Origin of the sequence: Pseudomonas poae, assembly GCF_001439785.1 — a bacterium.
GTDB lineage: Bacteria > Pseudomonadota > Gammaproteobacteria > Pseudomonadales > Pseudomonadaceae > Aquipseudomonas > Aquipseudomonas poae.
On record NZ_JYLI01000012.1, the window covers coordinates 68,355 to 91,624 of the forward strand.

At 63.5% G+C, this 23,270-nt stretch carries 20 protein-coding genes; 13 read left to right on the forward strand and 7 right to left on the reverse strand.

Features of this window, described 5'->3' with window-relative positions; translation table 11 throughout:
* Positions 1-91: 91 nt before the first annotated feature.
* Positions 92-1,456 carry an MFS transporter gene (locus TU75_RS15690; RefSeq protein WP_060549444.1) on the reverse strand — a complete coding sequence of 455 codons (1,365 nt, stop codon included), beginning with the start codon at positions 1,454-1,456 and terminating at the stop codon, positions 92-94.
* Between the two features lie 247 nt (positions 1,457-1,703).
* Between TU75_RS15690 and TU75_RS15695 the strand changes: the two genes are divergently transcribed.
* Entirely contained in the window at positions 1,704-3,320 is a 1,617-nt protein-coding gene (locus tag TU75_RS15695; RefSeq protein ID WP_003232055.1) for an NADP-dependent glyceraldehyde-3-phosphate dehydrogenase, read from the forward strand.
* A 124-nt stretch (positions 3,321-3,444) separates the two neighbouring features.
* Positions 3,445-4,506: an FUSC family protein gene (locus TU75_RS15700; protein WP_060549445.1), complete on the forward strand. Its 1,062-nt coding sequence runs from the start codon at positions 3,445-3,447 to the stop codon at positions 4,504-4,506.
* Positions 4,507-4,749: 243 nt separating this feature from the next.
* Here the strand turns inward: TU75_RS15700 and TU75_RS15705 are convergent, their stop codons facing one another.
* Positions 4,750-5,502: a TetR/AcrR family transcriptional regulator gene (locus tag TU75_RS15705; RefSeq protein ID WP_060549446.1), complete on the reverse strand. Its 753-nt coding sequence runs from the start codon at positions 5,500-5,502 to the stop codon at positions 4,750-4,752.
* Positions 5,503-5,866: 364 nt separating this feature from the next.
* Here TU75_RS15705 and TU75_RS15710 point away from each other — a divergent pair, with 364 nt between their 5' ends.
* From TU75_RS15710 to TU75_RS15725, 4 genes are read left to right on the forward strand one after another with little or no spacing between them, the layout of a single operon-like run.
* Entirely contained in the window at positions 5,867-6,571 is a 705-nt protein-coding gene (locus TU75_RS15710; RefSeq protein ID WP_060549447.1) for an ABC transporter ATP-binding protein, read from the forward strand.
* Positions 6,568-7,767 carry an ABC transporter permease gene (locus TU75_RS15715; RefSeq protein WP_060549448.1) on the forward strand — a complete coding sequence of 400 codons (1,200 nt, stop codon included), beginning with the start codon at positions 6,568-6,570 and terminating at the stop codon, positions 7,765-7,767. The genes TU75_RS15710 and TU75_RS15715 overlap by 4 nt, the downstream gene beginning before the upstream one ends.
* Positions 7,760-9,238, forward strand: coding sequence for a TolC family protein (locus TU75_RS15720; RefSeq protein WP_060549449.1), 1,479 nt, complete (start codon positions 7,760-7,762; stop codon positions 9,236-9,238). The genes TU75_RS15715 and TU75_RS15720 overlap by 8 nt, the downstream gene beginning before the upstream one ends.
* Entirely contained in the window at positions 9,228-10,475 is a 1,248-nt protein-coding gene (locus TU75_RS15725) for an efflux RND transporter periplasmic adaptor subunit (RefSeq protein ID WP_060549450.1), read from the forward strand. Before TU75_RS15720 ends, TU75_RS15725 begins: the two co-directional genes overlap by 11 nt.
* A 265-nt stretch (positions 10,476-10,740) precedes the next feature.
* Here TU75_RS15725 and TU75_RS15730 read toward each other — a convergent pair whose 3' ends face one another.
* From TU75_RS15730 to TU75_RS15750, 5 genes are all read right to left on the reverse strand, one after another.
* Complete coding sequence (locus TU75_RS15730) at positions 10,741-12,135, reverse strand: FAD/NAD(P)-binding protein (RefSeq protein ID WP_060549451.1); 1,395 nt, start codon at positions 12,133-12,135, stop codon at positions 10,741-10,743.
* A gap of 134 nt (positions 12,136-12,269) precedes the next feature.
* Positions 12,270-13,667: an LLM class flavin-dependent oxidoreductase gene (locus TU75_RS15735; protein WP_060549452.1), complete on the reverse strand. Its 1,398-nt coding sequence runs from the start codon at positions 13,665-13,667 to the stop codon at positions 12,270-12,272.
* Positions 13,667-13,993, reverse strand: coding sequence for a hypothetical protein (locus TU75_RS15740; protein WP_003232039.1), 327 nt, complete (start codon positions 13,991-13,993; stop codon positions 13,667-13,669). Before TU75_RS15740 ends, TU75_RS15735 begins: the two co-directional genes overlap by 1 nt.
* 13 nt (positions 13,994-14,006) lie before the next feature.
* Positions 14,007-15,203: an SfnB family sulfur acquisition oxidoreductase gene (locus TU75_RS15745; RefSeq protein WP_003232037.1), complete on the reverse strand. Its 1,197-nt coding sequence runs from the start codon at positions 15,201-15,203 to the stop codon at positions 14,007-14,009.
* Positions 15,204-15,358: 155 nt separating this feature from the next.
* Positions 15,359-15,922 carry a helix-turn-helix domain-containing protein gene (locus TU75_RS15750; protein ID WP_003232036.1) on the reverse strand — a complete coding sequence of 188 codons (564 nt, stop codon included), beginning with the start codon at positions 15,920-15,922 and terminating at the stop codon, positions 15,359-15,361.
* A gap of 92 nt (positions 15,923-16,014) precedes the next feature.
* On the opposite strand from TU75_RS15750, the gene TU75_RS15755 reads away from it, so the two are divergent.
* The 7 genes from TU75_RS15755 to TU75_RS15785 all read left to right on the forward strand — a co-directional run bounded on the left by TU75_RS15755 (position 16,015) and on the right by TU75_RS15785 (position 23,186).
* A complete protein-coding gene (locus tag TU75_RS15755; protein ID WP_060549453.1) occupies positions 16,015-16,938 on the forward strand; it encodes a DMT family transporter in 924 nt (307 codons plus the stop codon).
* A 208-nt stretch (positions 16,939-17,146) separates the two neighbouring features.
* A complete protein-coding gene (locus TU75_RS15760) occupies positions 17,147-20,068 on the forward strand; it encodes a monovalent cation/H+ antiporter subunit A (protein WP_003232033.1) in 2,922 nt (973 codons plus the stop codon).
* Positions 20,068-20,412 carry a Na+/H+ antiporter subunit C gene (locus TU75_RS15765; protein WP_003192163.1) on the forward strand — a complete coding sequence of 115 codons (345 nt, stop codon included), beginning with the start codon at positions 20,068-20,070 and terminating at the stop codon, positions 20,410-20,412. Before TU75_RS15760 ends, TU75_RS15765 begins: the two co-directional genes overlap by 1 nt.
* Positions 20,409-22,091, forward strand: coding sequence for a monovalent cation/H+ antiporter subunit D (locus tag TU75_RS15770; RefSeq protein ID WP_015372427.1), 1,683 nt, complete (start codon positions 20,409-20,411; stop codon positions 22,089-22,091). The genes TU75_RS15765 and TU75_RS15770 overlap by 4 nt, the downstream gene beginning before the upstream one ends.
* Positions 22,088-22,576: a Na+/H+ antiporter subunit E gene (locus TU75_RS15775; RefSeq protein WP_003232031.1), complete on the forward strand. Its 489-nt coding sequence runs from the start codon at positions 22,088-22,090 to the stop codon at positions 22,574-22,576. Before TU75_RS15770 ends, TU75_RS15775 begins: the two co-directional genes overlap by 4 nt.
* Positions 22,573-22,851, forward strand: coding sequence for a K+/H+ antiporter subunit F (locus TU75_RS15780; protein WP_003232029.1), 279 nt, complete (start codon positions 22,573-22,575; stop codon positions 22,849-22,851). The genes TU75_RS15775 and TU75_RS15780 overlap by 4 nt, the downstream gene beginning before the upstream one ends.
* Complete coding sequence (locus TU75_RS15785; RefSeq protein WP_015372428.1) at positions 22,848-23,186, forward strand: Na+/H+ antiporter subunit G; 339 nt, start codon at positions 22,848-22,850, stop codon at positions 23,184-23,186. The genes TU75_RS15780 and TU75_RS15785 overlap by 4 nt, the downstream gene beginning before the upstream one ends.
* Positions 23,187-23,270 lie beyond the last annotated feature (84 nt).

Genomic DNA, 23,270 nt, shown 5'->3' on the forward strand with positions numbered 1-23,270 from the left:
ATCAGGTCGTCACACTAGCCCTCACCCGCGCTGCTTTACAAGGGTCAGATCCGCTGCCGGTCAGTGAGTTTGCGCCTTGTGGCGAGCAGGGTCAGACCCGCTGTTTATAAGGCAACAAACGCAGCCCGCTGGCCACACTGCCCACCAGCGCGAACGCACATCCCAGCCACAGCGCGTAGTGCGGGCCACTGTTCACGGACAAGTGAAAACACAGCGCCACCAACGAGGCGCCCAGTGTCTGCCCCAGCAACCGCGAAATCGCCACAATGCCGCTGGCCCCGCCACTGCGGGCCAGGGGTGCACTGGTCATCAGGGCCTTGAGATTGGGCGACTGGAAAAACCCGAAGCCGGCGCCGCACAACGCCATGCGCCAGCCGATATCAAATGCCGAGGCCTCATTGCCCAGGGTCGCCAGCGCGCCCATGCCGAGGCTGAGCATCAGCAGGCCGATGCCGCACAGCAGGCCCAGGGACACCCGATCCGCCAGACGCCCCGCCACCAGCGCCATCACCGCCACCACCGCCGGCCAGGGGGTCATCAGAAAGCCGGTCTCCACCTGGCTATGGCCCAACGCCGCCTGCAACAGAAACGGCAGCGACACGAACGCCAGGCCCTGGGCGCTGAACGCGCAAATAGCCGTGAGCGAAGACAAGGCAAATACCGGGCGCTTGAACAGGTCCACCGCCAGCATCGGCGCCGGGTGTCCGGCCTCGCGACGCAGCAGCAGCGCACCGCATACTGCCGCGAGCGCCACCAACCCCAGGGTCAATACGCCCTGCGCGCCATGCACGGCGGCGCCCAGGCCCAGCACCAGCAACGCGAACACACCGGCACACAGCAACGCGGCCAGACGATCGAAGGCGTGCCCGCTGATCGGCAACCTGGGCAGCGAGCGCAACCCCAGGCCCAGGGCCAACAGCCCCAACGGCACATTGATCAGGTACAGCCAGTGCCAACTGGCCACCGAGAGAATCGCCGACGCCGCCGTCGGCCCCAGCGTAAATGCCAGCCCTACCACCAACGAGTTATAGCCCAGGCCCCGCCCGAGCATCTTCGAGGGGTAGATGTGCCGCAACAACGCGGTATTGACGCTCATCAACGCCGCCGCACCCAACCCCTGGGCCACGCGCGCAGCGGTAAGCGTCGACAGCGAACCGGCCAGCCCGCACAGCAACGACGAGACGATAAACAGCAGTAACCCGCCCAGGTAGACGCGGCGATGCCCCAGCACATCGCTCAACGACGCAAACGGCAGCACCGTCGCGATAATCGCCAGTTGGTAAGCGTTGACCACCCAGATCACCGAGGCCGAATCGGTGCCGATGCCTTCGGCCAGGGTCGGCAACGCCGTGTTGACGATGGCCGTGTCCAGCGTCGCCATGCCAATGCCCAGGGACAGCGCGATAACGGCCGGCAGGCGCTTATTGAGGGGTAGCCCATCGGCAACAGAAGACATGAAACGCTCCGCGCGGGTGACAAGGGGCCTGTAGATTACGGGCAGCGCAGATTTTTTTCAGGCGACAATCGGCTGGCTGTCAAAATATTCATCCTGAGGCGAGCAAGGTTCAGTTAAACGCAGACTCCCTGTGGGAGCAGTAGTGCGACGATTGGACTTGTCCGGCAAAGCTGCGCAGCCCTTGCCATCGAGCTGCTGGATAGGTGACTCTCTCGTCATGTTTGGCCACTATTTCAGGGGTAGCGACATGACCACCAGCAACCTGCTCGCCCAGCTGTTTCCCACCGCCTCCACCGATATTCCCGAACCCTTTCGCCTGGCCGCGCCGATTGAACAGCGTGATTACCTGGTCGATGGCCGACTGCAGGTATGGAACGGCCCGCTGGCCCGCGTGCAAAGCCCGGTGCAGTTGGGTGATGAACGCGTGCATATCGGCAGCACGCCGTTGCTGGATGCCGACACCGCCCTCACCGCCCTCGACGCCGCCGTGCGCGCCTACGACCGTGGCCAGGGCGAGTGGCCGACGATGCGCGTGGCAGACCGTATTCAGCATGTCGAAGCGTTCCTGCGGCGCATGCGCGAGCAGCGCGACGCGGTGGTCAAGCTGCTGATGTGGGAGATCGGCAAGAACCTCAAGGACTCGCAGAAAGAGTTCGACCGCACCTGCGACTACATCACCGACACCATCAACGCCCTCAAGGAACTCGACCGTCGCTCCAGCCGCTTCGAGCTGGAACAGGACACCCTCGGCCAGATCCGCCGCGTGCCGCTGGGTGTGGCGTTGTGCATGGGGCCTTACAACTACCCCCTGAACGAAACCTTCACCACGTTGATCCCGGCGCTGATCATGGGCAATACCGTGGTGTTCAAGCCGGCCAAGCTCGGCGTGCTGCTGATTCGTCCGTTGCTGGAGGCGTTTCGCGACAGTTTCCCGGCCGGGGTGATCAACGTGATCTACGGCAGCGGCCGCGAAACCGTGAGCGCGCTGATGGCCAGCGGCAAGATCGATATCTTTGCGTTTATCGGCACCAACAAGGCCGCCAGCGATTTGAAGAAACTGCACCCCAAGCCGCACCGCCTGCGCGCAGCCCTGGGCCTGGATGCGAAAAATCCCGGCATCGTGCTGCCCGAGGTCGACCTGGACAATGCCGTCAGCGAAGCACTTACCGGCGCCCTTTCGTTCAACGGCCAGCGCTGCACGGCGCTGAAAATCCTGTTTGTGCATGAAGCGGTGGTCGACAGCTTCATCGAAAAATTCAACACCCGACTGGCCACGCTCAAGCCTGGCATGCCCTGGGAAGACGGCGTGTCGCTGACGCCCCTGCCGGAAGTGGGCAAGGTGGACTATCTCAACGCGCTGGTGGCCGATGCCGCGCTGCACGGCGCCAAGGTGGTGAACCCGAACGGCGGCGAGAGTCGCGGCTCCTTTTTCTACCCGGCCGTTTTGTACCCGGTGAACCCGCAGATGCGCGTCTACCACGAGGAGCAGTTCGGCCCGGTGGTGCCGATCGTGCCCTACCGTGACCTGGACAAGGTGATCGACTACGTGCTCGATTCCGACTTCGGCCAGCAATTGAGCCTGTTCGGCACCAACGCTGTGGAAGTGGGGCGACTGGTAGACGTTTTTGCCAATCAGGTCGGCCGTATCAACATCAACGCCCAGTGCCAGCGCGGGCCGGACACCTTCCCGTTCAACGGGCGCAAGAACTCGGCCGAGGGCACGCTGTCTGTGCATGACGCCCTGCGCGTGTTCTCGATTCGCACCCTGGTGGCAACGAAGTTCCAGGAAAGCAACAAAGCGTTGGTCAGCGATATTCTGCGTAATCGCGATTCAAGCTTTCTGACCACCGATTACATCTTCTGACGAATACAGGCGCTGGCTTGCCTCCTCGATCTGTCTGCAAGGCAACGGTGAGGCTATCGCAGGCAAGCCAGCTCCCACACCTGGATCACCTTTTGTCCTGATTACCGAGGTCTCGTTACTCCCGATGAATCTACCCCTGTTTGCCCGGCGCCTTTTGCGCCCGTTGCTGGACCCCTACCGCCGCTATCGCCACGCCAAGCTGATCCACGCCGTGCGGGTGTCCATCGGCTTGCTGGCGACAATCCTGCTCACCACTGGCCTTCACCTGCCTCACGGTGAATGGGCTTCGGTGACCATGCTGATCGTGATCGGCGGCTTGCAGCACCACGGCAACATCGGCAAAAAAGCGGTGGAACGCGCCTACGGCACCTTGATCGGCGCCAGTGTCGGCTTGCTGCTGGTGGTGCAGCAGGCCTATTTCGGCCTGCCGCTGTTGACCTACCTGCTGATGTCAGTGGTGTGCGGGTTCTTTTCCTATCACGCCATCGGCAAGGGCGGTTACATCGCGCTGCTGTCGGCGATCACTGTGTTTATCGTCGCCGGCCACGGTGACAACCCGATCTCGGACGGTTTATGGCGCACCGTGGACATCCTCATCGGCATCGTGCTGGCGCTGGCGTTTTCCTTCGCCCTGCCGCTCTACGCGGTGTACTCCTGGCGCTACAACCTGGCCAGTGCGTTGCGCGACTGCGCAGCGATCTACAGCCGGATTATCGGCGGCCAGTCGGTGACCGACGATGAACACCTCAAGCTGCTCAACCGCTTGAACGCAGCGATGGTGCAACTGCGTTCGCTGATGCCGTCGGTGTCCAAGGAAGTGCGCATTTCCCTGACCGAACTGGACGCCATTCAACGGCATCTGCGCATGTGCATCAGCACCCTGGAGATTCTCGGCAATACCCGGCCAAACCCGCGCGATGAGCAGGCGACGGCACGCATGCAAGTGATGTTGAAAGCCGAGCACCGGCAGATTCGTGTGCAACTGGTGGGCATGGCGCGGGCGTTGAAGTCCGGTTTTACCGAGCGGCTGGACCGGCCCGCTGCACATGCAGTCGCAGAAAGCGGGCTGCAAGCGCCGGTGCACAGTGCGCTGGATGGCTATCGGTTATTAACGTTGCAACTGGCGCAGAACGTGGATGGGATGCGTCAGCGGTTGGCGAGGACGTCGAATCACTGGAGGATTTGAGGGATCAAAAAAAGAGCAGCCTGTCGCTGAGTGGAGCTGTTGGAATTGACGGTGGTGACGAGTACAGCGCCCTGAGCAGCCTGAAATCGCAGGTTAAAAGGAATCGACTATAAAACGCTTTTTCTTACATTTTTTTCACGATTTATTCACACCCCGAACCGTAATGTGAAGCCTCATCCGTTACAAATGCTGCACATTAAGAACCCGCCGCCCCAGCGGGTTTTTTTTGCCTGTAATTCAAGCTCAGCGCGCCGCCCTGGTTACCGGCGCTGCCGCTTCTTCCCGAATGGCGCGCTGGGTGTCCAGCACTTTGGCCAGCGCAGTTTGCGCCTCAGGGCTTTGCTGCGGCACGCGGATAGCAGCCGACACCAGGGTAATCAGCTTGGCCATCACCTCGGCGTCGGTGGCCGGGCGACCGAGACTCATGGAGTTCATCAGCAAGCGCAGTTCGGTGCCGGCCATCACCCCGGAAATCGCCTTGAGGGCAAATTGCAGGCGCACGCCCAGCTCGTTACGCGGCAGGTCTGGCAGCGCCAGGGCGAAGGCTTCGAAGAAGCGCTGGAACACCGGCTGGTAATGCACCTTGAGGTATTCCTGGATAAACGGCGACGTGTCGCTATACACGCGGCCGAGGAAACGGATGAACGAGCGACCCTCCCCGCTACCCGGGTCGCTGCGCTCCAGCCCCATGGCCGGGGCAAACAGCACGCCAAGCAAGGTATCGCAATCGAGCGGCCCGTCGGACTCGGCCTCACAGCGCGCGAGCAATTCCAGGCGCTGCTCGTTGAGCGGCTCCAGGCGCTGCATCAACAGGGTCTTCATCAGGGAATCCTTGTCCCCGAAGTGGTAATTCACGGCGGCCAGGTTCACCTGGGCACGCTCGGTTATCTGCCGTAACAAAACAGCGTCGTACCCGTACTTAATGAAGAGCGCCTCTGTCGCATCCAGCAATCGAGTCTTGGTAATGTTTGGCGTGCTGATTTTCTTGGCGACCATAAGGGTTCCACGGCGGAAATATTGTTTTAAAAAATAATTTGATTTTTTATACCGGGGCTGTTCTTTGAAAGCAAGTACCGAGAACGCGCCATACGACCGAAAGCCTCGCCGGGCGGGCTTCTACACGGTAGTTGAAGGCGTGTTCGGCGATAGCGCCCAGTTGTCGGATAAATCGTTGCCAAGCGTAAAACCGCTCTACCCCACTGGCTGGCGAAGCGCCTGGAACGCGGTTACTATTCAAACAATATTTTAAAAACAAGAAACAAATCAGTCAGCGATGCAACCCGCACCGCCCCGCGATCTTGTTACAAACATTTTCCGGGCAGCGCTGGCGGTGTCGAAAGGACTGCAAGGCGTAGGCACGATGACAGAGCACTTCGCGCAACCTCCATTGATCGCCCTGCAAGGTATCGGCAAGCGCTACCAACTCGCCGGGCAAGCCCTGTCGATTCTCGATGACGTGTGCCTGTCCATCACGCGCGGCGACAGCTGCGGCATCCTCGGCGCCTCCGGCTCCGGCAAAAGTACCCTGCTCAATATTCTCGGCCTGCTGGATTTGCCCAACAGCGGCCAGTATCAATTTGCTGGCCACGATATCTTCAGCGCCACGCCGGATGAACTGGCCGCGATCCGCAACCAGCAGATCGGCTTCGTGTTCCAGAGTTTCAACCTGCTGCCACGCCTCAGCGCCCTGGACAACGTTGCCCTGCCCCTGAGTTATCGCGGCGTGTCGCGCCATGAATCGGTGGCCCAGGCGCTGCGCATGCTCGACCAGGTCGGGCTGGCCGAGCGCGCGCACCATCACCCTGCCGACCTCTCCGGCGGCCAGCGCCAGCGGGTTGCCATTGCACGGGCGCTGGTGGGCAACCCCTCGGTGATCCTGGCCGACGAACCCACCGGCAATCTCGACAGCAACACCGCCCAGGACATCATGGACCTGCTGCTGACGCTCAACCGCGAGCAGCAGGTGACGCTGATCATCGTCACCCACGATGCGCAGATCGCCGAGCGCCTGCAGCGCAAGATCCTGGTGCGCAACGGCGTGGTGAGCGAGGCCGGTGGCCTATGAGCCTGCGCGTTGAACAGAGCCTGAGCCAACTGCTGCATGAAGCCTTCGTCAGCCTGCGCACCCTGGGCAAACGCTCGGTCCTCGCGTTGCTGGGCATTGTGATCGGCAGTTCGTCGGTGGTGGCGCTGATCAATATCGGCCACAACGCGGCGGTGGATGCCGCGATGATTTTCAAGGACATGGGCACCGACACCCTGATCGCCCAATTTCCGGCCAAACGCAGCGGTAACCTGAGCATGCGTGCCCACCTCGACCTGGACGCCGTGCGCAGCGCCGTCCCTGGCATCGCGCATATCGGCGCGCTCAGCCTGTTCAGCGGCCCCATCGTGTTCCATGGACGCACCGCGAATGCCAACCTAGTCGGCACCACACCGGCGATTCACGAGGCCATGCGCCTGGAGCTGCGCGAAGGACGCTTCCTGTCACCCTTCGACGCCAATGAAACCTACGCGGTGATCGGTGACCAGGTGGCCCAGGCCCTCGGCGCACCGGGCGACCCGCTCAGACTGGGCGACCGTGTGCGCATCCACGATTACCTGTTTCTGATCGTGGGCATCCTGCACAACCAGCCCCGGGCGATGCTGATGCCGGTGCAGGCCAACGAGTCGCTGTTCATCCCCGCCGAGGGCATGCGCCGCATCTACGCCAACCCGCAGATCGGCAATGTGATCATCCGCGCAGCGCCCGGGCAAGACATGGAACGCATCGCGCGCCAAGCCGCCGTTGCGCTGCAACGTCAGCTGACCGACCACAGCGTCGACATTACCGTGCCCCAGCAGATGATCGACGGCATGACCCGTCAGAGCCGCACCTTCGCCTATCTGCTGCTGGCCCTGGGCGCGATTTCGCTGGTGGGCGGCGGTGTCGGGGTGATGAACGTGATGTTGATGAACGTCTCGCAGCGGCGTCGCGAGATCGGCATTCGCATGGCACTGGGCGCGCGTCAGCGCGATATCCGCAACCTGTTCCTGCTCGAAGCGGTCACCCTCACCGCCGTCGGCGCCCTGTGCGGCGCCGTGCTGGGCATCACCGCGGCGTGGCTCTATGCGTGGCTGTCGGGCTGGGTGTTTTCACTGGCGGCGGCGGCTTTGCCCCTGGGGGTGGGCAGCACGCTGCTGGTGGGCTTGTTCTTTGGTATTTACCCGGCGGTCTCGGCCTCCCGCTTACAGCCGGTGGAGGCCTTGCGCGATGAGTAAATGGCTGTGGCTGCTGGCGCTGATCAGCCTGCCCGGTGTGGCGGCCGAGGTGCTGATCAAGCCGTCGGCACCGAGCACCACCCGCAGCGGCTACGACCGAGGTGTGTCGCTGAGTGCCCAGGCCACCAGCCTGACCCTGGGCGACGCCGTGTACCTGGGCCTGCGCAACAACCCGGCGATTCGCAGCGCCTACCTGCAGCGGGTGGCACAGAAATTCGACCTGCGAGTGGCCGAAGACGTGTTCAAACCCAAGCTCACCCTTAACAGCTACTACCGTGGCACCCGCGGCTCCCAGGACAGCGCGCGCAACGCCAACCTCACACCGTCCACCAGCCTGCTCGGCGAATACGGCACACGCCTGAGCATGGCCTGGACCCAGCAACTGAACAGTGCCGACCGCGCCGGACGTTACCGCAGCGACGGTCTGGACCTGGCCGTCATCCAGCCCCTGGCACGCGGCGCCGGCTGGGACGCCACCACCGCGCCGCTGCGCCTGTCGCGCCTGTCCGAACAGGCCAACCGCCTGAACCTCAAGGCCACCGTGGCGGGCACCATCAGCCAGATCATCGCCACCTACCGCGAACTGCTGCGCGCCCAGGAGCAACAGTTGATCGTGCAGGAGGCCCTCAAACGCTCCAACACGTTGCTGGAGGTGAACAAAGCGCTGATCAGCGCCGGGCGCATGGCCGAGTTTGAAATCGTGCAGACCGAAGCCGATATCGCCACCCAGCAACTGGGCGTCGAAGAAGCGCAGAACCAGCTCGACAGCAGCCGCCTGGCATTGCTGCGCCTGCTCGCGCTGGACCTGTCCACGCCGATTCGCGCCAGCGAAGCGCTGGAGGCCAGGCCCATGGAGATCGACAAGCGTCAGGCCTTCAACCTCGCGCAAACCCAGCAACCGGAATACCTTGCCGCCCTGCTCGGCAGCCAGCAGGCCGACCTCAACCTGGTAATCGCCAAGGACTCCGGGCGCTGGCAAGTGGACCTGGTGGCCGGCGCGAACCAGGTGCGTGATGCCTATGACAATGACAACGGGCGCAGCAACAACCGCAGCTGGGACAGCTATGCCGGCGTGCAGGTGCAGATCCCCATCGGCGACATCAGCACGCGCCAGGCCGAAGTGCGCGCGCGGGTGAATGTGGAAGATCAGGAGATCCGCATCACCGACGCCCGCCAGGAGCTGGAACGCTCGGTCAACGATGTGGCGCGCGACCTGGGCACCCGCTGGCGCCAGTATGAAATCTCGCGGCGCGCGGTGGAGCTGTCGCGGCGCAAGATCGAGATTGAGCGCGACAAACTCAGCGCCGGGCGCTCCACCAACTTCCAGGTGCTGAGTTTCGAGACCGACCTGCGCAACGCCGAGAACGCGCAGCTCAATGCGTTGATCGCTTACCTGAACGCCCAGACCCAGCTCGACCTGACGCTGGGCATGACCCTGGAAAGCTGGGAAATCGCCCTCAATGACTACTAATCAGAAACGCCTGCTGGGCGCTGTGTTGATCGTGCTGGTGGCCGCTGCTGGCCTGACCCTGCGCAGCCCGGCGCAAACGCCGAGCAGTGCCGGCGAGCAATGGCTGGCGGTGACACCCGACCAGTTGGTGCACCAGATCGGCCTGGTGGGCAAGATCGAGCCCGACACTACCGTCACCCTCACGGCGCCGTTCGACGGCAATGTGCAGGCCAACCTGGTGGAGCAAGGCCAGCGCGTCGAAGCCGGCCAGGTGCTGTTGCGCATGGACCCTGCCACGCTGGAGGTGCAACTGCGCGACGCCCTCTCCGCCCAGCTCAAGGCGCGGCGCAGCGTGCAGGACATGCAGGATTGGGACAGCAGCGCCAATGTAAGTCGCGCCCGCCGCAGCCTGCGCACCGCTGAGATGACCGCCGACGCGACCCGGCGCAGACTCGGCGAAAGCGAAGACCTGTTCAAGCGCGGCATCATCCCGCGCAACGAACTGGACGACCTCAAGCAGCAGGCCCGGCAGCAACAACTGGACCTGGCGGCGGCGCGCGCCGAACTGCAACAGGCCCAGGATCAGGGCCGTGGCGAATACCGGCAGATCGCCGATATGGAGCTGACCAACGCCACGGTGAAGTACGAGGCGCTGCAGCAATTGCTGGCAGGCAAGGAGGTCAAGGCGCCGTTCTCCGGCATCGTGGTGCCCGCGCCCGGCAATAATTCGGCGCAAGCGGGCGGCAACACCAATGCCCCGGTGCAGTCCGGCAGCAAGGTCAGCCAGGGCCAGGTGCTGTTCGGGCTGGCCAACATCGAGCGGCTGAAAATCGTCGCCAAGGTCTCCGAGCTGGACATCAACCAGTTGCACCAGGGCCAGGCGGTGGAGGTCTTGGGCGATGGCTTCGATGGCGAACGCCTGAGCGGGACGGTGAGCGTGGTCAGCGGCCTGGCGATTGCCAGTGATGGCCAGGGCAGCGCGCAATTTCCGGTGACCCTGGCGATCCCCACGCTTACCCCGCAGCAGTTGCAGCGGGTGCGCCTGGGCATGAGCGCGCGCCTGACCATCGTGACCTACAACAATGCGCAAGCAATGGTGGTGCCAGGCCAGGCGATCGGGGCGGATATGACCGTGGAATATCGCGCGACGATGGATCAGCCGGTGGAGCGGGTGAAAGTGACCACCGGGCAATCGACGCCGCAGGGCGTGGAGGTGTTCGGCCTCAAGCCGGGCTTCGTGAAAATCCCGAGATCTTGAAGTATTGACTGCACATGAGCCATTTCAGACAACCCCCCATCCCTGTGGCGAGCGGGCTGTTGTGGCGAGCAGGCTTGTCCTGCGTTGGGCTGCGCAGCAGCCCCAAACCAGGCGATGAGCCGTATCAGGTACTCCGCGTTCTGCTGGATTGGGGGCGCTTCGCACCCCAACGCGGGGCAAGCCCGCTCGCCACAACAGCCCGCTTGCCAGAGTAAGCCCGTTTGTCATAGTAAGCCGCTTGTCACATTCGGCCCGCTCGCCCCCCTTAGATCGTCGTCAATTCCAGGGCCAAGGCCTTGGCCTGGAGCGCCACGTCGGTCACCGCCGTGCTTTCCCACCACATCCCGCGTAGCGGCGGGCCCATGGCGAACAGGTGCGCACTGACCCGCCCCTGGGCATCGAGCACCGCACCGCTTGCATCCGCCGCGATGCCCAACGCCAGCGGCCCGGGCTGGATCAGTCCGCGCTTGAGCAACTGTTGCGGCAGCGGTCGGGCCACGCGGCGCCAGTCGTATTCGATGCCGCTGGAGTTGATCAGCGCGGCGCCGCTCACCTGGGTAACGCCCTGCTCGCCGCGAAAACGCAGACGTATGCTCACGCCATCGTCCGCAGGCGCCAGGCCCTTGAACGATGCCGCTCGGATGCGCAATCGCCCCTGGGCCTGCAACCGCGCCACCAGCTCGGCACTCAACGGCGGCGCACGGTGATGGTGGCTTTCCCACCACGGCCGCACATGCCGCACGAACTGACGCTTTTCGTACTCGCTGGCCTGGCTCCACAACCGGCCGATGTGCGCGCGCACGGTGTCCAGCGGCGCTTGCCAATCGATACCCTGCGCCAGCGCGATGCGGCACTGGCGACGCAGTTCGCGCAGCAATTGCCGGGGGCTGCGCAGCGCCGGGTTGGCGCCGAGAAAGTCCTCCCAGGCCGGCGGCTGCCGGCGCACATGGGGCAGCAGGCCATGGCGTGAAAACACCTCGATGGGCCCACGATGCCCGGCCTGCTCAAGAGACACCACGGCGTCGACCATGGTCAGACCGGAACCGATGATCAGCACGCTGGCCTGCGGGTCGATCCGCGTCATCGCCTGCACATCCCAAGGGTCCACCGCCGCAGCGTTCACGCCGCTGGAGTCGGTCTGTGGCGTGCGCGCCGCCGGGAACATGCCGGTGGCCAGTACGGCATGGGCACCGCGCAGTTGCTCACCGTTATCCAGGGTCAGCAGTGCCGTGCCCGCCTCGACCTGCAGGTCGACCGCTTCGGCGCGCACATGCTCGACGGTGGAGGTGGACAGCGCGCGGGCCTCGGCCAGGCGCTGCTGCACATACACGCCGAACAGCCCGCGTGGCGGGAACAATTCACTGACGGGTACGTGCTGCTGATCGGACTCTGGCCAGCCACCGGCCGCGATATGGTCGGTGAGCCACTGAGTCAGGTCATCGGCATTGTCCGGGTCGACGCTCATGCGCGCCGCGTTACCGTTTAGCGTGTGGCCCAGCTCGACCGCGGTGTAAGCCTCGCCGCGCCCCAGCTCGGCGCGCGGCTCGATCACCAGGATCCGGCGCCTGCCGGGCAGGCGCAGCAGTTGCACGGCCAGCATCGTGCCGCTCAGGCCGCCGCCGATGATCAGCACATCAGCGTTGCGGATGGATTCAGTCATGCGGGTCAGCCCTTACTGTTTTCCTGGGTAAATAACGCGCAGGTCCACCCCGCGCCAGCTGTTCAGCGCTGCCATTCGAGGCAACGCGCCCAGTATCCAGCACGTCACCGTGGGACGCCTAGCTGAATACAGCGCTATCGGTTATTCAACCGACGTTGTGGCGCGGCAGACAGGTCGCGATAAGCGGCGCCGGGGTGGCTGGATTCCAGGCGGGCGCCGTCGCCGAACAGCTTTTCGCGCAAGGTTCCCTGGGCGTAATCGGTCTTGTACACGCCGCGCTTCTGCAGTTCGGGCACCAGCAGGTCCACCGCGTCGATGAAGGTTTCATGGGTCAGCGCATAGGCCAGGTTGAAGCCGTCCACGTCGGTCTCCTCCACCCACTCCTGCAGCAAGTCAGCGACGGTTTGCGGGCCACCGACGAACAGCGGACCGAACCCGCCGATGCCGACCCAATCGGCCAGTTCAGTGGGCGTCCAGACCTTGTTCGGGTCGGCCGTGGAAAACGCTTCCACCGCCGACTGGATGGCGTTGGTGTGCACATGCTTGAGCGGTTCATCCGGCTGGAAACGGCTGAAATCGATGCCGGTCCAGCCGGAAATCAGCGCCATGGCGCCTTCGTAGCTGACATAGGATTTGTAGTCGTCGAACTTGGCTTTGGCCTTGGCATCGGTCTCGCCGACGATCACCGTCTGCAGGTTGAAGATCAGGATTTTCCTCGGATCGCGTCCGGCCTCTTCGGCGCGGCGGCGAATATCGGCGACGGTTTTTTTCAGCAGCACTTTGGACGGTGCGGCGACGAATACGCACTCGGCCTGCTCGGCGGCGAACTGTTTGCCACGGCTCGAAGCACCGGCCTGGTACAGCACCGGCGTGCGCTGCGGCGACGGCTCGCACAGGTGAATGCCAGGCACCTGAAAGTGTCTGCCCACATGGCCAATCTCGTGAATCTTGCTCGGGTCGCTGAAAATCCGCCGCTCACGGTCACGCAGCACCGCGCCCTCCTCCCAACTGCCTTCCCAGAGTTTGTAGCAGACCTCAAGGTATTCCTCGGCGTAGTCATAGCGCGCGTCATGTTCGGTCTGGGCGTTCTGGCCAAGGTTCCTGGCGCCGCTTTCCAGGTAGGACGTGACGATGTTCCAGCCGATGCGGCCTTTGGTCAGGTGGTCCAGCGTGGATAGCCGGCGGGCGAACGGATACGGGTGCTCGAACGACAATGACGCGGTCAGGCCAAAGCCCAGGTGCTCAGTGACCAGCGCCATCGGTGCGATCAGCGACAAGGGATCATTGACCGGCACCTGAGTCGCCTGGCGAATCGCCGCGTCGCCCGTACCGTTGTACACGTCATAGATGCCCAGCACGTCGGCGATGAACAGGCCGTCGAACTTGCCGCGCTCAAGGATTTTCGCCAGGTCCGTCCAGTATTCCAGGTCCTTGTACTGCCACGAACGATCACGCGGATGGGCCCACAGGCCGGGGGACTGGTGGCCGACGCAGTTCATGTCGAAAGCGTTCAAGCGGATTTCACGGGCCATCAAAGCACTCCGTTGAGGTGATAGTTGCCGACGGTCCGGTATTTGTGGCGCAACGGGTCGTCCAGGCTCGACGGCAGCGCGGTGCGTTGGCCGGTCAGTTCGAATTCGGCGTTGCTTACGGCGATCAGGGCTTCGGCGGCGGCGATATGCGCCTCGGTGAGCGCCACTGGGCTGGGGTGGGTGTCCACGCGTTCGAGCAGCGCTGCGGCCAGATCGACGCGGATCTGCAGGTCGCCGAAGCGGCTGATGACATAGGGGTCGTCACTGTGGGCGACGAAGCGTCGGGTCGTTTCCAGCAACTGGCGGGCTTGGTTCAGGGCGGTCATGGGCAGGGGTTCCTCAGTTCCAGGCGTGGCGCGCAGGTTTTACGCCGTTGAGCACGTAATTGCCGATCAGGTGGTATTTCCAGCGGGCCGGGTCGTGCAGGGTGTGGGTGCGCGCGTTGCGCCAGAAGCGGTCGAGGTTGTGTTTGCCGGTCACCGAGCGGGTGCCGGCCAGTTCGAACAGCTTGCTGCTGGCGAGCAACGCGGTTTCAGCCGACAGGACCTTGGCCTGGGCCACGATCAGCGACGCGTTGGCGACCGTGTCTTCGTTGGGTTCGGCGAGTGCCAGGTCGATCGCGCGGCCGGCCCTGGCGAGAATGGCCTCGGTGCCGTGCACGCGCCATTGCAGGTCACCGATGCCGGCGATGGTGAAAGGATCCTGCCAGCCGTGGTCCTGCTGGCTGTCGATCCATGGGCGGGCCTGGCGCGCGTGCAGTTTGGCCTGCTCCAGCGCGCCGACGGCAATGCCGGTGTCGACGGCGGCCTGGATGATCTGTGAGATGGGGCCATGGGCGGTGGGCCGGTCGAAGGCCTCATGCGCCGCAATGACGGCGCTCAGCGGCACGGTCACCCCGTCGAGGGTCACGCCGCCGCTGGCAGTGGTGCGCTGGCCGAAGCCGTCCCAGTTGTCGATCACGCTCAGTCCCGGCGCATCGCGTTCAAGCAGGGCGATAAACGCCTGGCCGTGTTCGTTGTTGCCGACGGTGGGCACGATATGAGCAAACAGCGCACCGGTGCAGTAGAACTTTTCGCCGTCGATCTGCGCGGTGTCGCCATGGAAGCGAATCTGCGTGTCGAAGGTGCCGGCGTTCCTGCTTTTGGCTTCGGAGAACGCGTTGCCGAAACGGTAGCCCGCGAGGACTTTTTCGAAGTAATGGTGCTTTTGAGATTCGCTGGCGGTTTGCTGCAGGATATCCACGATGCCCAAGTGGTTCTGCGGGATCTGGCCCAGGGACGGGTCGGCGGCGGAGATCAGTTTGATCACCTCGGCCACCGTCACATAGGACACGCCGGCACCGCCGTAGGCCTTGGGTACCGTGATGCCCCACAGGCCGCTGGCGGAAAACTCGTCGAGTTCGGCCACTGGCAGGCGACGCTCACGGTCGCGCGCGCTGGCCTCGACGGCAAAACGCGTGGCCAGGCGAGTGGCGACCTCGATGGCTTCGGCGTCCGAGCGGATAAGGTGGGCAGGGTATTGAGGGTGGGCTGACATGGGCCGACTCCAGGCTCCGATAGGTTATCGGAGTGACTGCAGGAGTCGTGCCTGAATGTAATCACCAGCAAAATCAGTAATTTGCCGCGATATTCGGGAATTTTTGACAGGGCTCAAACCAGCAAAGTGTCCAGCCACTGTTGCCGCACCAACAGTCAGATCACAACGTTGCGCACAAACCGCAAGGCCACCTCGCCATCATTGCGGTAGCCTTGCACCTCGCGGCTGGCGAACATGTAGAACTCTCCGGCGGCGACACGCTTTTCATTATCGCCCACCAGCAAAGTGAGGCAGCCTTCGAACACGAACAGTTGCACGCTCCAGCCGTCCGGGTCGAGACCGGGGTTGTAGTGATCACCCGGCGCCAGGTGCATCTCCCACAGTTCGACTTCGCGGCGCGCGGTGGCCTTGGCCAGCAACATGGCTTTACTGCCGGGGATCTCGCCGGCCCAGACCAGCTCGTTGATGCGGCTGTGATCGGGTGCATCCGGCGCCTGGATCAGGTCGCTGAAGGCCACGTCCAGCGCTTCGGCCACACGGTCGAGGGTGGACAAGCTGACGTTTTTCTCGCCGGCCTCGATGGCCACCAGCATGCGTCGGCTCACCCCGGATTTTTCCGAAAGCGCCGTCTGGCTCAGGTCGGCGGCATGACGCAGGCGGCGCACGTTCTGGCTGACGTGCTGCAGGACCGAGGCCCGGTGGGGATTTTCTTTGTGCACTATATTGCTCATTGGGTGGGTGTGCGCAGTATACTGCCCAGCGTGCGGCGCATTGTGCGGTCCGTGCCCTTCCCTTGCAAGACCGAGCCGCCATGACCCCCTCGAACTCCCCGTCGCGCTTCAACCGTTTCAGCAAAGCCGAATGCATCCTGGTGGTTATCACCATGATCTGGGGCGGCACCTTTTTGCTGGTGCAGCACGCCATGGCGGTCAGCGGGCCGATGTTCTTCGTGGGGCTGCGCTTTGCCGCCGCCGCCATTGTGGTGGGTTTCTTTTCCGTGCGGACCTTGCGCGACCTGACCCTGTTCGAACTGAAGGCCGGTGTATTCATTGGCGTGGCAATCATGTTCGGCTACGGTTTGCAGACCATCGGCCTGCAGACCATTCTCAGCAGCCAGTCGGCGTTCATCACCGCTCTGTATGTGCCCTTCGTACCGTTGCTGCAATGGCTGGTGCTGGGCCGGCGCCCGGGGTTGATGCCGAGCATTGGCATCATGCTGGCGTTTGCCGGGTTGATGCTGTTGACCGGACCGGCGGGCGCTTCGCTAAATTTCAGCGCGGGGGAAATCGCCACGTTGATCGGGGCAGTCGCGATTGCCGCCGAAATCATCCTCATCAGCGCCTTCGCCGGGCAGGTGGATGTGCGCCGGGTGACCGTGGTGCAACTGGCCACCGCGTCGTTGCTGTCGTTCCTCATGGTGGTGCCGATGGGCGAAGCCCTGCCAGGGTTCTCGTGGTTGCTGTTGTTCAGCGCGGTGGGCTTGGGCCTGACCAGTGCGGTGATCCAGGTGGCGATGAACTGGGCGCAACAGAGCGTTTCGCCGACACGGGCCACGCTGATCTACGCCGGTGAGCCGGTGTGGGCAGGCGTGGTCGGTCGGATTGCCGGCGAGCGCTTCCCGCCGATTGCAATACTGGGGGCGGTACTGATTGTGGTGGCGGTGGTTGTGAGCGAGATGAAGAGGGACAGCTCGAAGGCTGTCGCTGATGAAGGTGTTGGAGAGACTGAGCGTTAGAGCGGCAAGCGGCAAGCGGCAAGCGGCAAGAAATATGCGCTCCGCCCATCAGGACGTCTCCTACACTGAAAAGCAGGAACGATCCAAATCCTCTTGCAGCTTGTAACTGTTTTTCCTTGTTCCTGTAGGATCCTGCCACACCTTGCTGTTTGGTGATCGCCAAAGCGGCACGTATGATGCATCCCAAACTCCCGCAGATTAGAAGCCTATGTCCCTGATAGTTCTACTGCTTCTGCCCTTCATTGGCAGCTGTCTGGCGGCCTTGCTGCCGCACAACGCACGTAACACCGAATCGCTGCTGGCGGGCCTCGTGGCCCTGGTCGGAACGGTTCAAGTCGCCCTGCTTTACCCTCAGATCGCCTACGGTGGCGTGATCCGCGAAGAATTCACCTGGCTGCCAAGCCTCGGCCTGAACTTCGTGCTGCGCATGGACGGCTTCGCCTGGCTGTTCTCGATGCTGGTGCTCGGCATCGGCACGCTGGTGTCGCTGTATGCGCGCTACTACATGTCGCCCGAGGACCCGGTGCCGCGTTTCTTCGCGTTTTTCCTGGCCTTCATGGGCGCCATGCTCGGCCTGGTGATTTCCGGCAACCTGATCCAGATCGTGTTTTTCTGGGAGCTGACCAGCCTGTTCTCGTTCCTGTTGATCGGCTACTGGCACCACCGCGCCGATGCACGACGCGGCGCCTACATGGCGTTGATGGTCACCGGTGCCGGTGGCCTGTGCCTGCTGGCCGGGGTGATGCTGCTGGGGCATATCGTCGGCAGCTATGACCTGGATCAGGTGCTGGTGGCGGGCGATCAGATTCGCGCGCACTCGCTGTACCCGGTGATGCTGGCCCTGGTGCTGGTCGGCGCGCTGAGCAAAAGCGCGCAGTTCCCCTTCCACTTCTGGCTGCCCCACGCGATGGCGGCGCCCACCCCGGTTTCTGCGTACCTGCACTCGGCAACGATGGTGAAGGCCGGCGTGTTCCTCATGGCCCGCCTGTGGCCATCGCTTGCGGGCAGTGAAGAATGGTTCTGGATCGTCGGCGGTGCCGGCGCCATTACCCTGGTGCTCGGCGCTTACTGCGCCATGTTTCAAAACGATCTCAAGGGCTTGCTGGCCTATTCCACCATCAGCCACCTCGGGCTGATTACCCTGCTGTTGGGCCTCAACAGCCCGCTGGCGGCGGTCGCCGCCGTGTTTCATATCCTCAACCACGCCACCTTCAAGGCGTCGCTGTTCATGGCGGCGGGCATCATCGACCACGAAAGCGGCACGCGGGATATCCGCAAGCTCAGCGGTCTGGTACGCCTGATTCCGTTTACCGCGACCCTGGCGATGGTGGCCAGTGCGTCCATGGCCGGCGTGCCGTTGCTGAACGGCTTCCTGTCCAAAGAGATGTTCTTTGCCGAAACCGTGTTTATCTCGTCGACTGAATGGGTGGAAATTGCCCTGCCGCTGATCGCGACCATTGCCGGCACGTTCAGCGTGGCCTACGCGCTGCGCTTTACCGTCGACGTGTTCTTCGGCCCGCCGGCGACCGACCTGCCCCACACCCCTCACGAACCGCCGCGCTGGATGCGCGCCCCCGTGGAGCTGCTGGTGTTTACTTGCCTGCTGGTGGGGATCTTCCCCGCCCAGGTGATCGGCCCGCTCCTCGCGGCGGCGGCCCTGCCAGTGGTGGGTGGCGTGTTGCCCGAGTACAGCCTGGCGATCTGGCACGGCTGGAACGCGCCAATGATCATGAGCCTGGTGGCGATGTCCGGTGGCGTGGTGCTGTACCTGATGCTGCGCAAACAACTCAAGCGCGGCCGCTTCAAATACCCGCCGCTGATCAGCTACTTCAATGGCAAACGCGGCTTCGAGCGCAGCCTGGTGGTGATGATGCGCGGCGTGCGCAAAATCGAAAAACGCCTGAGCACCAAGCGCCTGCAAACCCAGCTGTTCCTGCTGGTGCTGGTGGCGGTGATCGGCGGCATGATCCCCATACTGGGCAGCGGCCTCACCTGGGGCGACCGGCCGAAGATCCCTGGCTCGGTGGTCTTCGTGACCCTGTGGGTACTGGCGATCGCCTGCGCCCTGGGCGCCGCCTGGCAAGCCAAATACCACCGGCTCGCGGCCCTGACCATGATCAGCGTGTGCGGCCTGATGACCTGCGTCACCTTCGTGTGGTTCTCGGCACCGGACCTGGCGCTCACCCAACTGGTGGTCGAAGTGGTGACCACCGTGCTCATCCTGCTGGGCCTGCGCTGGTTGCCACGGCGGATCGAGGAGGTCTCACCCCTGCCGAGTACGTTGCGCAAGGCGCGCATCCGCCGCCTGCGTGACTTCCTGCTGTCCAGCGCGGTCGGCGGCGGCATGGCGCTGTTGTCCTACGCGATGCTGACCCGCCAAACGCCCAACGATATCTCCTCGTTCTACCTCAGCCGTGCCCTGCCCGAAGGTGGCGGCAGCAACGTGGTGAATGTGATGCTGGTGGATTTTCGTGGCTTCGACACCCTGGGCGAAATCACCGTGCTCGGCGCCGTGGCGCTCACCGTGTACGCCCTGCTGCGGCGCTTCCGCCCGTCGAAGGAAAGCATGCAGCTACCCACGCAACAGCGCCAGTTGGCGCCGGACGTGGCCACTGATCTGGTCAACCCGCGCCAGGCCAGCGACACCGCGCTGGGCTTCATGATGGTGCCGGCGGTGCTGGTGCGCCTGCTGCTGCCGATTGCGATGGTGGTGTCGTTTTACCTGTTCATGCGCGGCCACAACCAACCGGGCGGCGGCTTTGTCGCCGGCCTGGTGATGTCGGTGGCGTTTATCCTGCAATACATGGTGGCCGGTACCCAGTGGGTGGAGGCGCAAATGAACCTGCGGCCGATGCGCTGGATGGGCTTCGGGTTGCTTTCGGCCACCCTCACAGGGCTGGGCGCGTTGTTCGCCGGTTATCCGTTCCTCACCACTCACACCTGGCATTTGAGCCTGCCGGTGCTGGGCGATATTCATGTCGCCAGCGCGCTGTTCTTCGATGTCGGCGTGTACGCCATGGTGGTCGGTTCGACCCTGCTGATGCTCACCGCCCTGGGTCACCAATCGGTGCGTGCCCATAAACCGAGCAACCAGGCCAAAGTGGTTGCCGCAACACAAGGAGCCGCCTGATGGAAGAAGTCATCGCAATTGCCATTGGAGTGCTGGCGGCCTCGGGCGTCTGGTTGATCCTGCGGCCACGGACCTTCCAGGTGGTGATGGGCCTGTGCCTGCTGTCGTATGGGGTCAACCTGTTCATTTTCAGCATGGGCAGCCTGTTTATCGGCAAGGAGCCCATCATCAAGGACGGCGTGCCTCAGGACCTGCTCAATTACACCGATCCCCTGCCCCAGGCGCTGGTGCTCACGGCCATCGTGATCAGCTTTGCCATGACCGCGCTGTTTCTGGTGGTGTTGCTGGCGTCTCGGGGTCTGACCGGCACTGACCATGTCGACGGTCGGGAGCCCAAGGAATGAATTGGGTCAATCAACTGATCGTCGCCCCGATTCTGCTGCCGTTGTTCACGGCGGGGTTGATGCTGATGCTGGGCGAGAAACGCCGACCACTGAAGGCCAAAATCAACCTGCTGTCGAGCCTGCTCGGCGTCGGCGTCGCAGTGCTGCTGCTGTACTGGACGCAACAGGATGGTCCGGGCTCGATCGGCGTATACCTGCCGGGCAACTGGCAGGTGCCGTTCGGCATCGTGCTGGTGGTGGATCAATTGTCGGCGCTGATGCTGGTGCTGACGGGCATCATTGGCGTGAGCGCGCTGATGTTCGCCATGGCCCGCTGGGACCGGGCCGGCACCAGTTTCCACGCGTTGTTCCAAATCCAGCTGATGGGCCTGTATGGCGCGTTTCTCACCGCCGACCTGTTCAACCTGTTCGTCTTTTTCGAAGTGCTGCTGGCCGCGTCCTACGGCCTGATGCTGCACGGCTCCGGCCGTGCGCGGGTGTCGTCGGGGCTGCATTACATTGCGATCAACCTGCTGGCCTCGTCGCTGTTTCTGATTGGCGCGGCGATGATCTACGGCGTGACCGGCACGCTGAACTTCGCCGACCTGGCGCTGAAAATCCCGCTGGTGCCGGAGGCCGATCGTGGCTTGTTGCATGCGGGTGCGGCGATCCTCGCCACGGCATTCCTGGCCAAGGCCGGCATGTGGCCGCTGAACTTCTGGCTGGCCCCGGCCTATTCCTCGGCCAGCGCGCCGGTGGCGGCGATGTTCGCGATCATGACCAAGGTGGGCGTATACACCGTGCTGCGCCTGTGGACGCTGCTGTTCTCCGGCCAGGCCGGCGCGTCGGCGCTGTTCGGCGGCGACTGGCTGGTGTACGGCGGCATGGCTACCATCGTCTGCGCGGCACTGGCGATGCTGGCGGCGCAACGGCTGGAGCGCATGGCCAGCCTGAGCATTCTGGTGTCGGCCGGCATCCTGCTGTCGTCGGTGGGTTTTGCCCAGCCCAGCCTGACGGCCGGCGCGCTGTTCTATCTGGTGAGTTCCACCCTGGCCTTGAGCGCGCTGTTCCTGCTGGCGGAGCTGATCGAGCGGTCACGCTCGGCCAATGACCTGCCGCTGGATGAAGAAATCGACGCGCTGCCCAAGGCCATGGAATCCCTGCATCCGCGCCCCGGCGTCAACCTCGATGACGAGCAGAAAGCCGTGGTCGGCCAGGTGATTCCGTGGACCATGGCCTTCCTCGGCCTGAGCTTTGTCGCCTGTGCGTTATTGATTATCGGCATGCCGCCGTTGTCCGGGTTTATCGGCAAACTCAGTCTGTTGAGTGCGCTGGTCAATCCACTGGGGCTGGGCAATGCGGTCAGTGAGCCGATTCGCCCGGCCGCCTGGGGCCTGGTGGCCCTGTTGATTCTCTCGGGCCTGGCCTCGCTGATCGCCTTTGCGCGCTTGGGCACCCAGCGTTTCTGGACCCCGGAAGAGCGTCCGTCGCCGCTGCTGCGCCGCTATGAGTGCGTGCCGATCTTTTTGCTGCTGGGCCTGTGCATCGCGCTGACCTTCAAGGCCGAGCCGTTGATGCGTTATACCCTGGCGACCGCCAAAAGCCTGAACAACCCGGAGCGCTATGTGATGGCGGTGATGGCCACACGCCCGGTACCGAGCCCTGAAGGCAAGGCCGCCGCCCTGGAGGTGCAACCATGAAGCGCTTGCTGCCTGCGCCGTGGCTGTCATTGGCATTGTGGGTGCTGTGGCTGGTGCTCAACCTGTCGGTGAGCCCGGGCAATCTGTTGCTCGGCGCGCTGCTGGGGTTTCTTGCCCCGCTGATGATGGCGCCGCTGCGCCCGCAACCGATCAGCCTGCGCCGCCCCGGCGTGATCATCCGCCTGTTTCTGCTGGTGGGCCGCGATGTGATTGTGTCCAACCTGCAAGTGGCCTGGGCCGTGTTGATGTGCGGCTCGCGTCCGCCGCGCTCACGCTTTGTCAAAATCCCTCTGGACCTGCGCAGCCCCAACGGCCTGGCCGCGCTGTCGATGATCACCACCGTGGTGCCCGGCACCATCTGGTCGGAACTGGCGCTGGACCGCAGCGTGCTGCTGTTGCATGTGTTCGACCTGGAGGATGAAGCGCCGTTTATCGAGCACTTCAAATCCGCCTATGAGCGCCCCCTGATGGAGATCTTCGAATGAGCCCGCTGCTCTCCAATGCGATCCTGCTCAGCCTGTTCCTGTTCTCGCTGGCGATGGTGCTGACCCTGATCCGCCTGTTCAAGGGCCCGTCGGCCCAGGACCGCGTACTGGCGCTGGACTACCTGTACATTCTGGCGATGCTGATGATGCTGGTGCTGGGCATCCGTTATGCCAGTGACACCTACTTTGAAGCGGCGTTGCTGATTGCGCTGTTCGGCTTCGTGGGCTCGTTCGCCCTGGCCAAATTTTTGCTGCGTGGGGAGGTGATTGAATGATGCCGCTGTGGATGGAAATCGTCGTCGGGGTGCTGCTGGTCTCGAGCAGCGTGTTCGCGCTGATCGGTGCGCTCGGGTTGTTGCGGATGAAGGATTTTTTCCAGCGCATGCACCCGCCAGCATTGGCCTCGACGCTGGGCGCCTGGTGTGTGGCGCTGGCGTCGATCATCTACTTTTCGCAGCTCAAGTCCGCACCGGTGTTGCACGGCTGGCTGATTCCGGTGTTGCTGTCGATCACGGTGCCGGTGACCACGCTACTACTGGCCCGAACCGCCTTGTTCCGTAAACGAATGGCTGGCGATGACGTTCCGGCCGAAGTCAGCAGCCGCCGCTGATCCTGGAATACGCAAAATCCAAAAGAGGGAGAGACTTGATCTCTCCCGACGTTTGGTGGTGTTCGACGACCGATCACATCGCCC

Excerpts from the sequence above, each read along its gene's own strand:
- TU75_RS15755 (WP_060549453.1), top strand. The coding sequence starts at position 16,015 with ATGACCCCCTCGAACTCCCCGTCGCGCTTCAACCGTTTCAGCAAAGCC.
- TU75_RS15760 (WP_003232033.1), top strand. The coding sequence starts at position 17,147 with ATGTCCCTGATAGTTCTACTGCTTCTGCCCTTCATTGGCAGCTGTCTG.
- TU75_RS15720 (WP_060549449.1), top strand. The coding sequence starts at position 7,760 with ATGAGTAAATGGCTGTGGCTGCTGGCGCTGATCAGCCTGCCCGGTGTG.
- TU75_RS15775 (WP_003232031.1), top strand. The coding sequence starts at position 22,088 with ATGAAGCGCTTGCTGCCTGCGCCGTGGCTGTCATTGGCATTGTGGGTG.
- TU75_RS15730 (WP_060549451.1), bottom strand. The coding sequence starts at position 12,135 with ATGACTGAATCCATCCGCAACGCTGATGTGCTGATCATCGGCGGCGGC.
- TU75_RS15695 (WP_003232055.1), top strand. The coding sequence starts at position 1,704 with ATGACCACCAGCAACCTGCTCGCCCAGCTGTTTCCCACCGCCTCCACC.
- TU75_RS15785 (WP_015372428.1), top strand. The coding sequence starts at position 22,848 with ATGATGCCGCTGTGGATGGAAATCGTCGTCGGGGTGCTGCTGGTCTCG.
- TU75_RS15700 (WP_060549445.1), top strand. The coding sequence starts at position 3,445 with ATGAATCTACCCCTGTTTGCCCGGCGCCTTTTGCGCCCGTTGCTGGAC.
- TU75_RS15740 (WP_003232039.1), bottom strand. The coding sequence starts at position 13,993 with ATGACCGCCCTGAACCAAGCCCGCCAGTTGCTGGAAACGACCCGACGC.
- TU75_RS15705 (WP_060549446.1), bottom strand. The coding sequence starts at position 5,502 with ATGGTCGCCAAGAAAATCAGCACGCCAAACATTACCAAGACTCGATTG.
- TU75_RS15725 (WP_060549450.1), top strand. The coding sequence starts at position 9,228 with ATGACTACTAATCAGAAACGCCTGCTGGGCGCTGTGTTGATCGTGCTG.
- TU75_RS15715 (WP_060549448.1), top strand. The coding sequence starts at position 6,568 with ATGAGCCTGCGCGTTGAACAGAGCCTGAGCCAACTGCTGCATGAAGCC.
- TU75_RS15710 (WP_060549447.1), top strand. The coding sequence starts at position 5,867 with ATGACAGAGCACTTCGCGCAACCTCCATTGATCGCCCTGCAAGGTATC.
- TU75_RS15770 (WP_015372427.1), top strand. The coding sequence starts at position 20,409 with ATGAATTGGGTCAATCAACTGATCGTCGCCCCGATTCTGCTGCCGTTG.
- TU75_RS15780 (WP_003232029.1), top strand. The coding sequence starts at position 22,573 with ATGAGCCCGCTGCTCTCCAATGCGATCCTGCTCAGCCTGTTCCTGTTC.
- TU75_RS15745 (WP_003232037.1), bottom strand. The coding sequence starts at position 15,203 with ATGTCAGCCCACCCTCAATACCCTGCCCACCTTATCCGCTCGGACGCC.
- TU75_RS15735 (WP_060549452.1), bottom strand. The coding sequence starts at position 13,667 with ATGGCCCGTGAAATCCGCTTGAACGCTTTCGACATGAACTGCGTCGGC.
- TU75_RS15765 (WP_003192163.1), top strand. The coding sequence starts at position 20,068 with ATGGAAGAAGTCATCGCAATTGCCATTGGAGTGCTGGCGGCCTCGGGC.
- TU75_RS15690 (WP_060549444.1), bottom strand. The coding sequence starts at position 1,456 with ATGTCTTCTGTTGCCGATGGGCTACCCCTCAATAAGCGCCTGCCGGCC.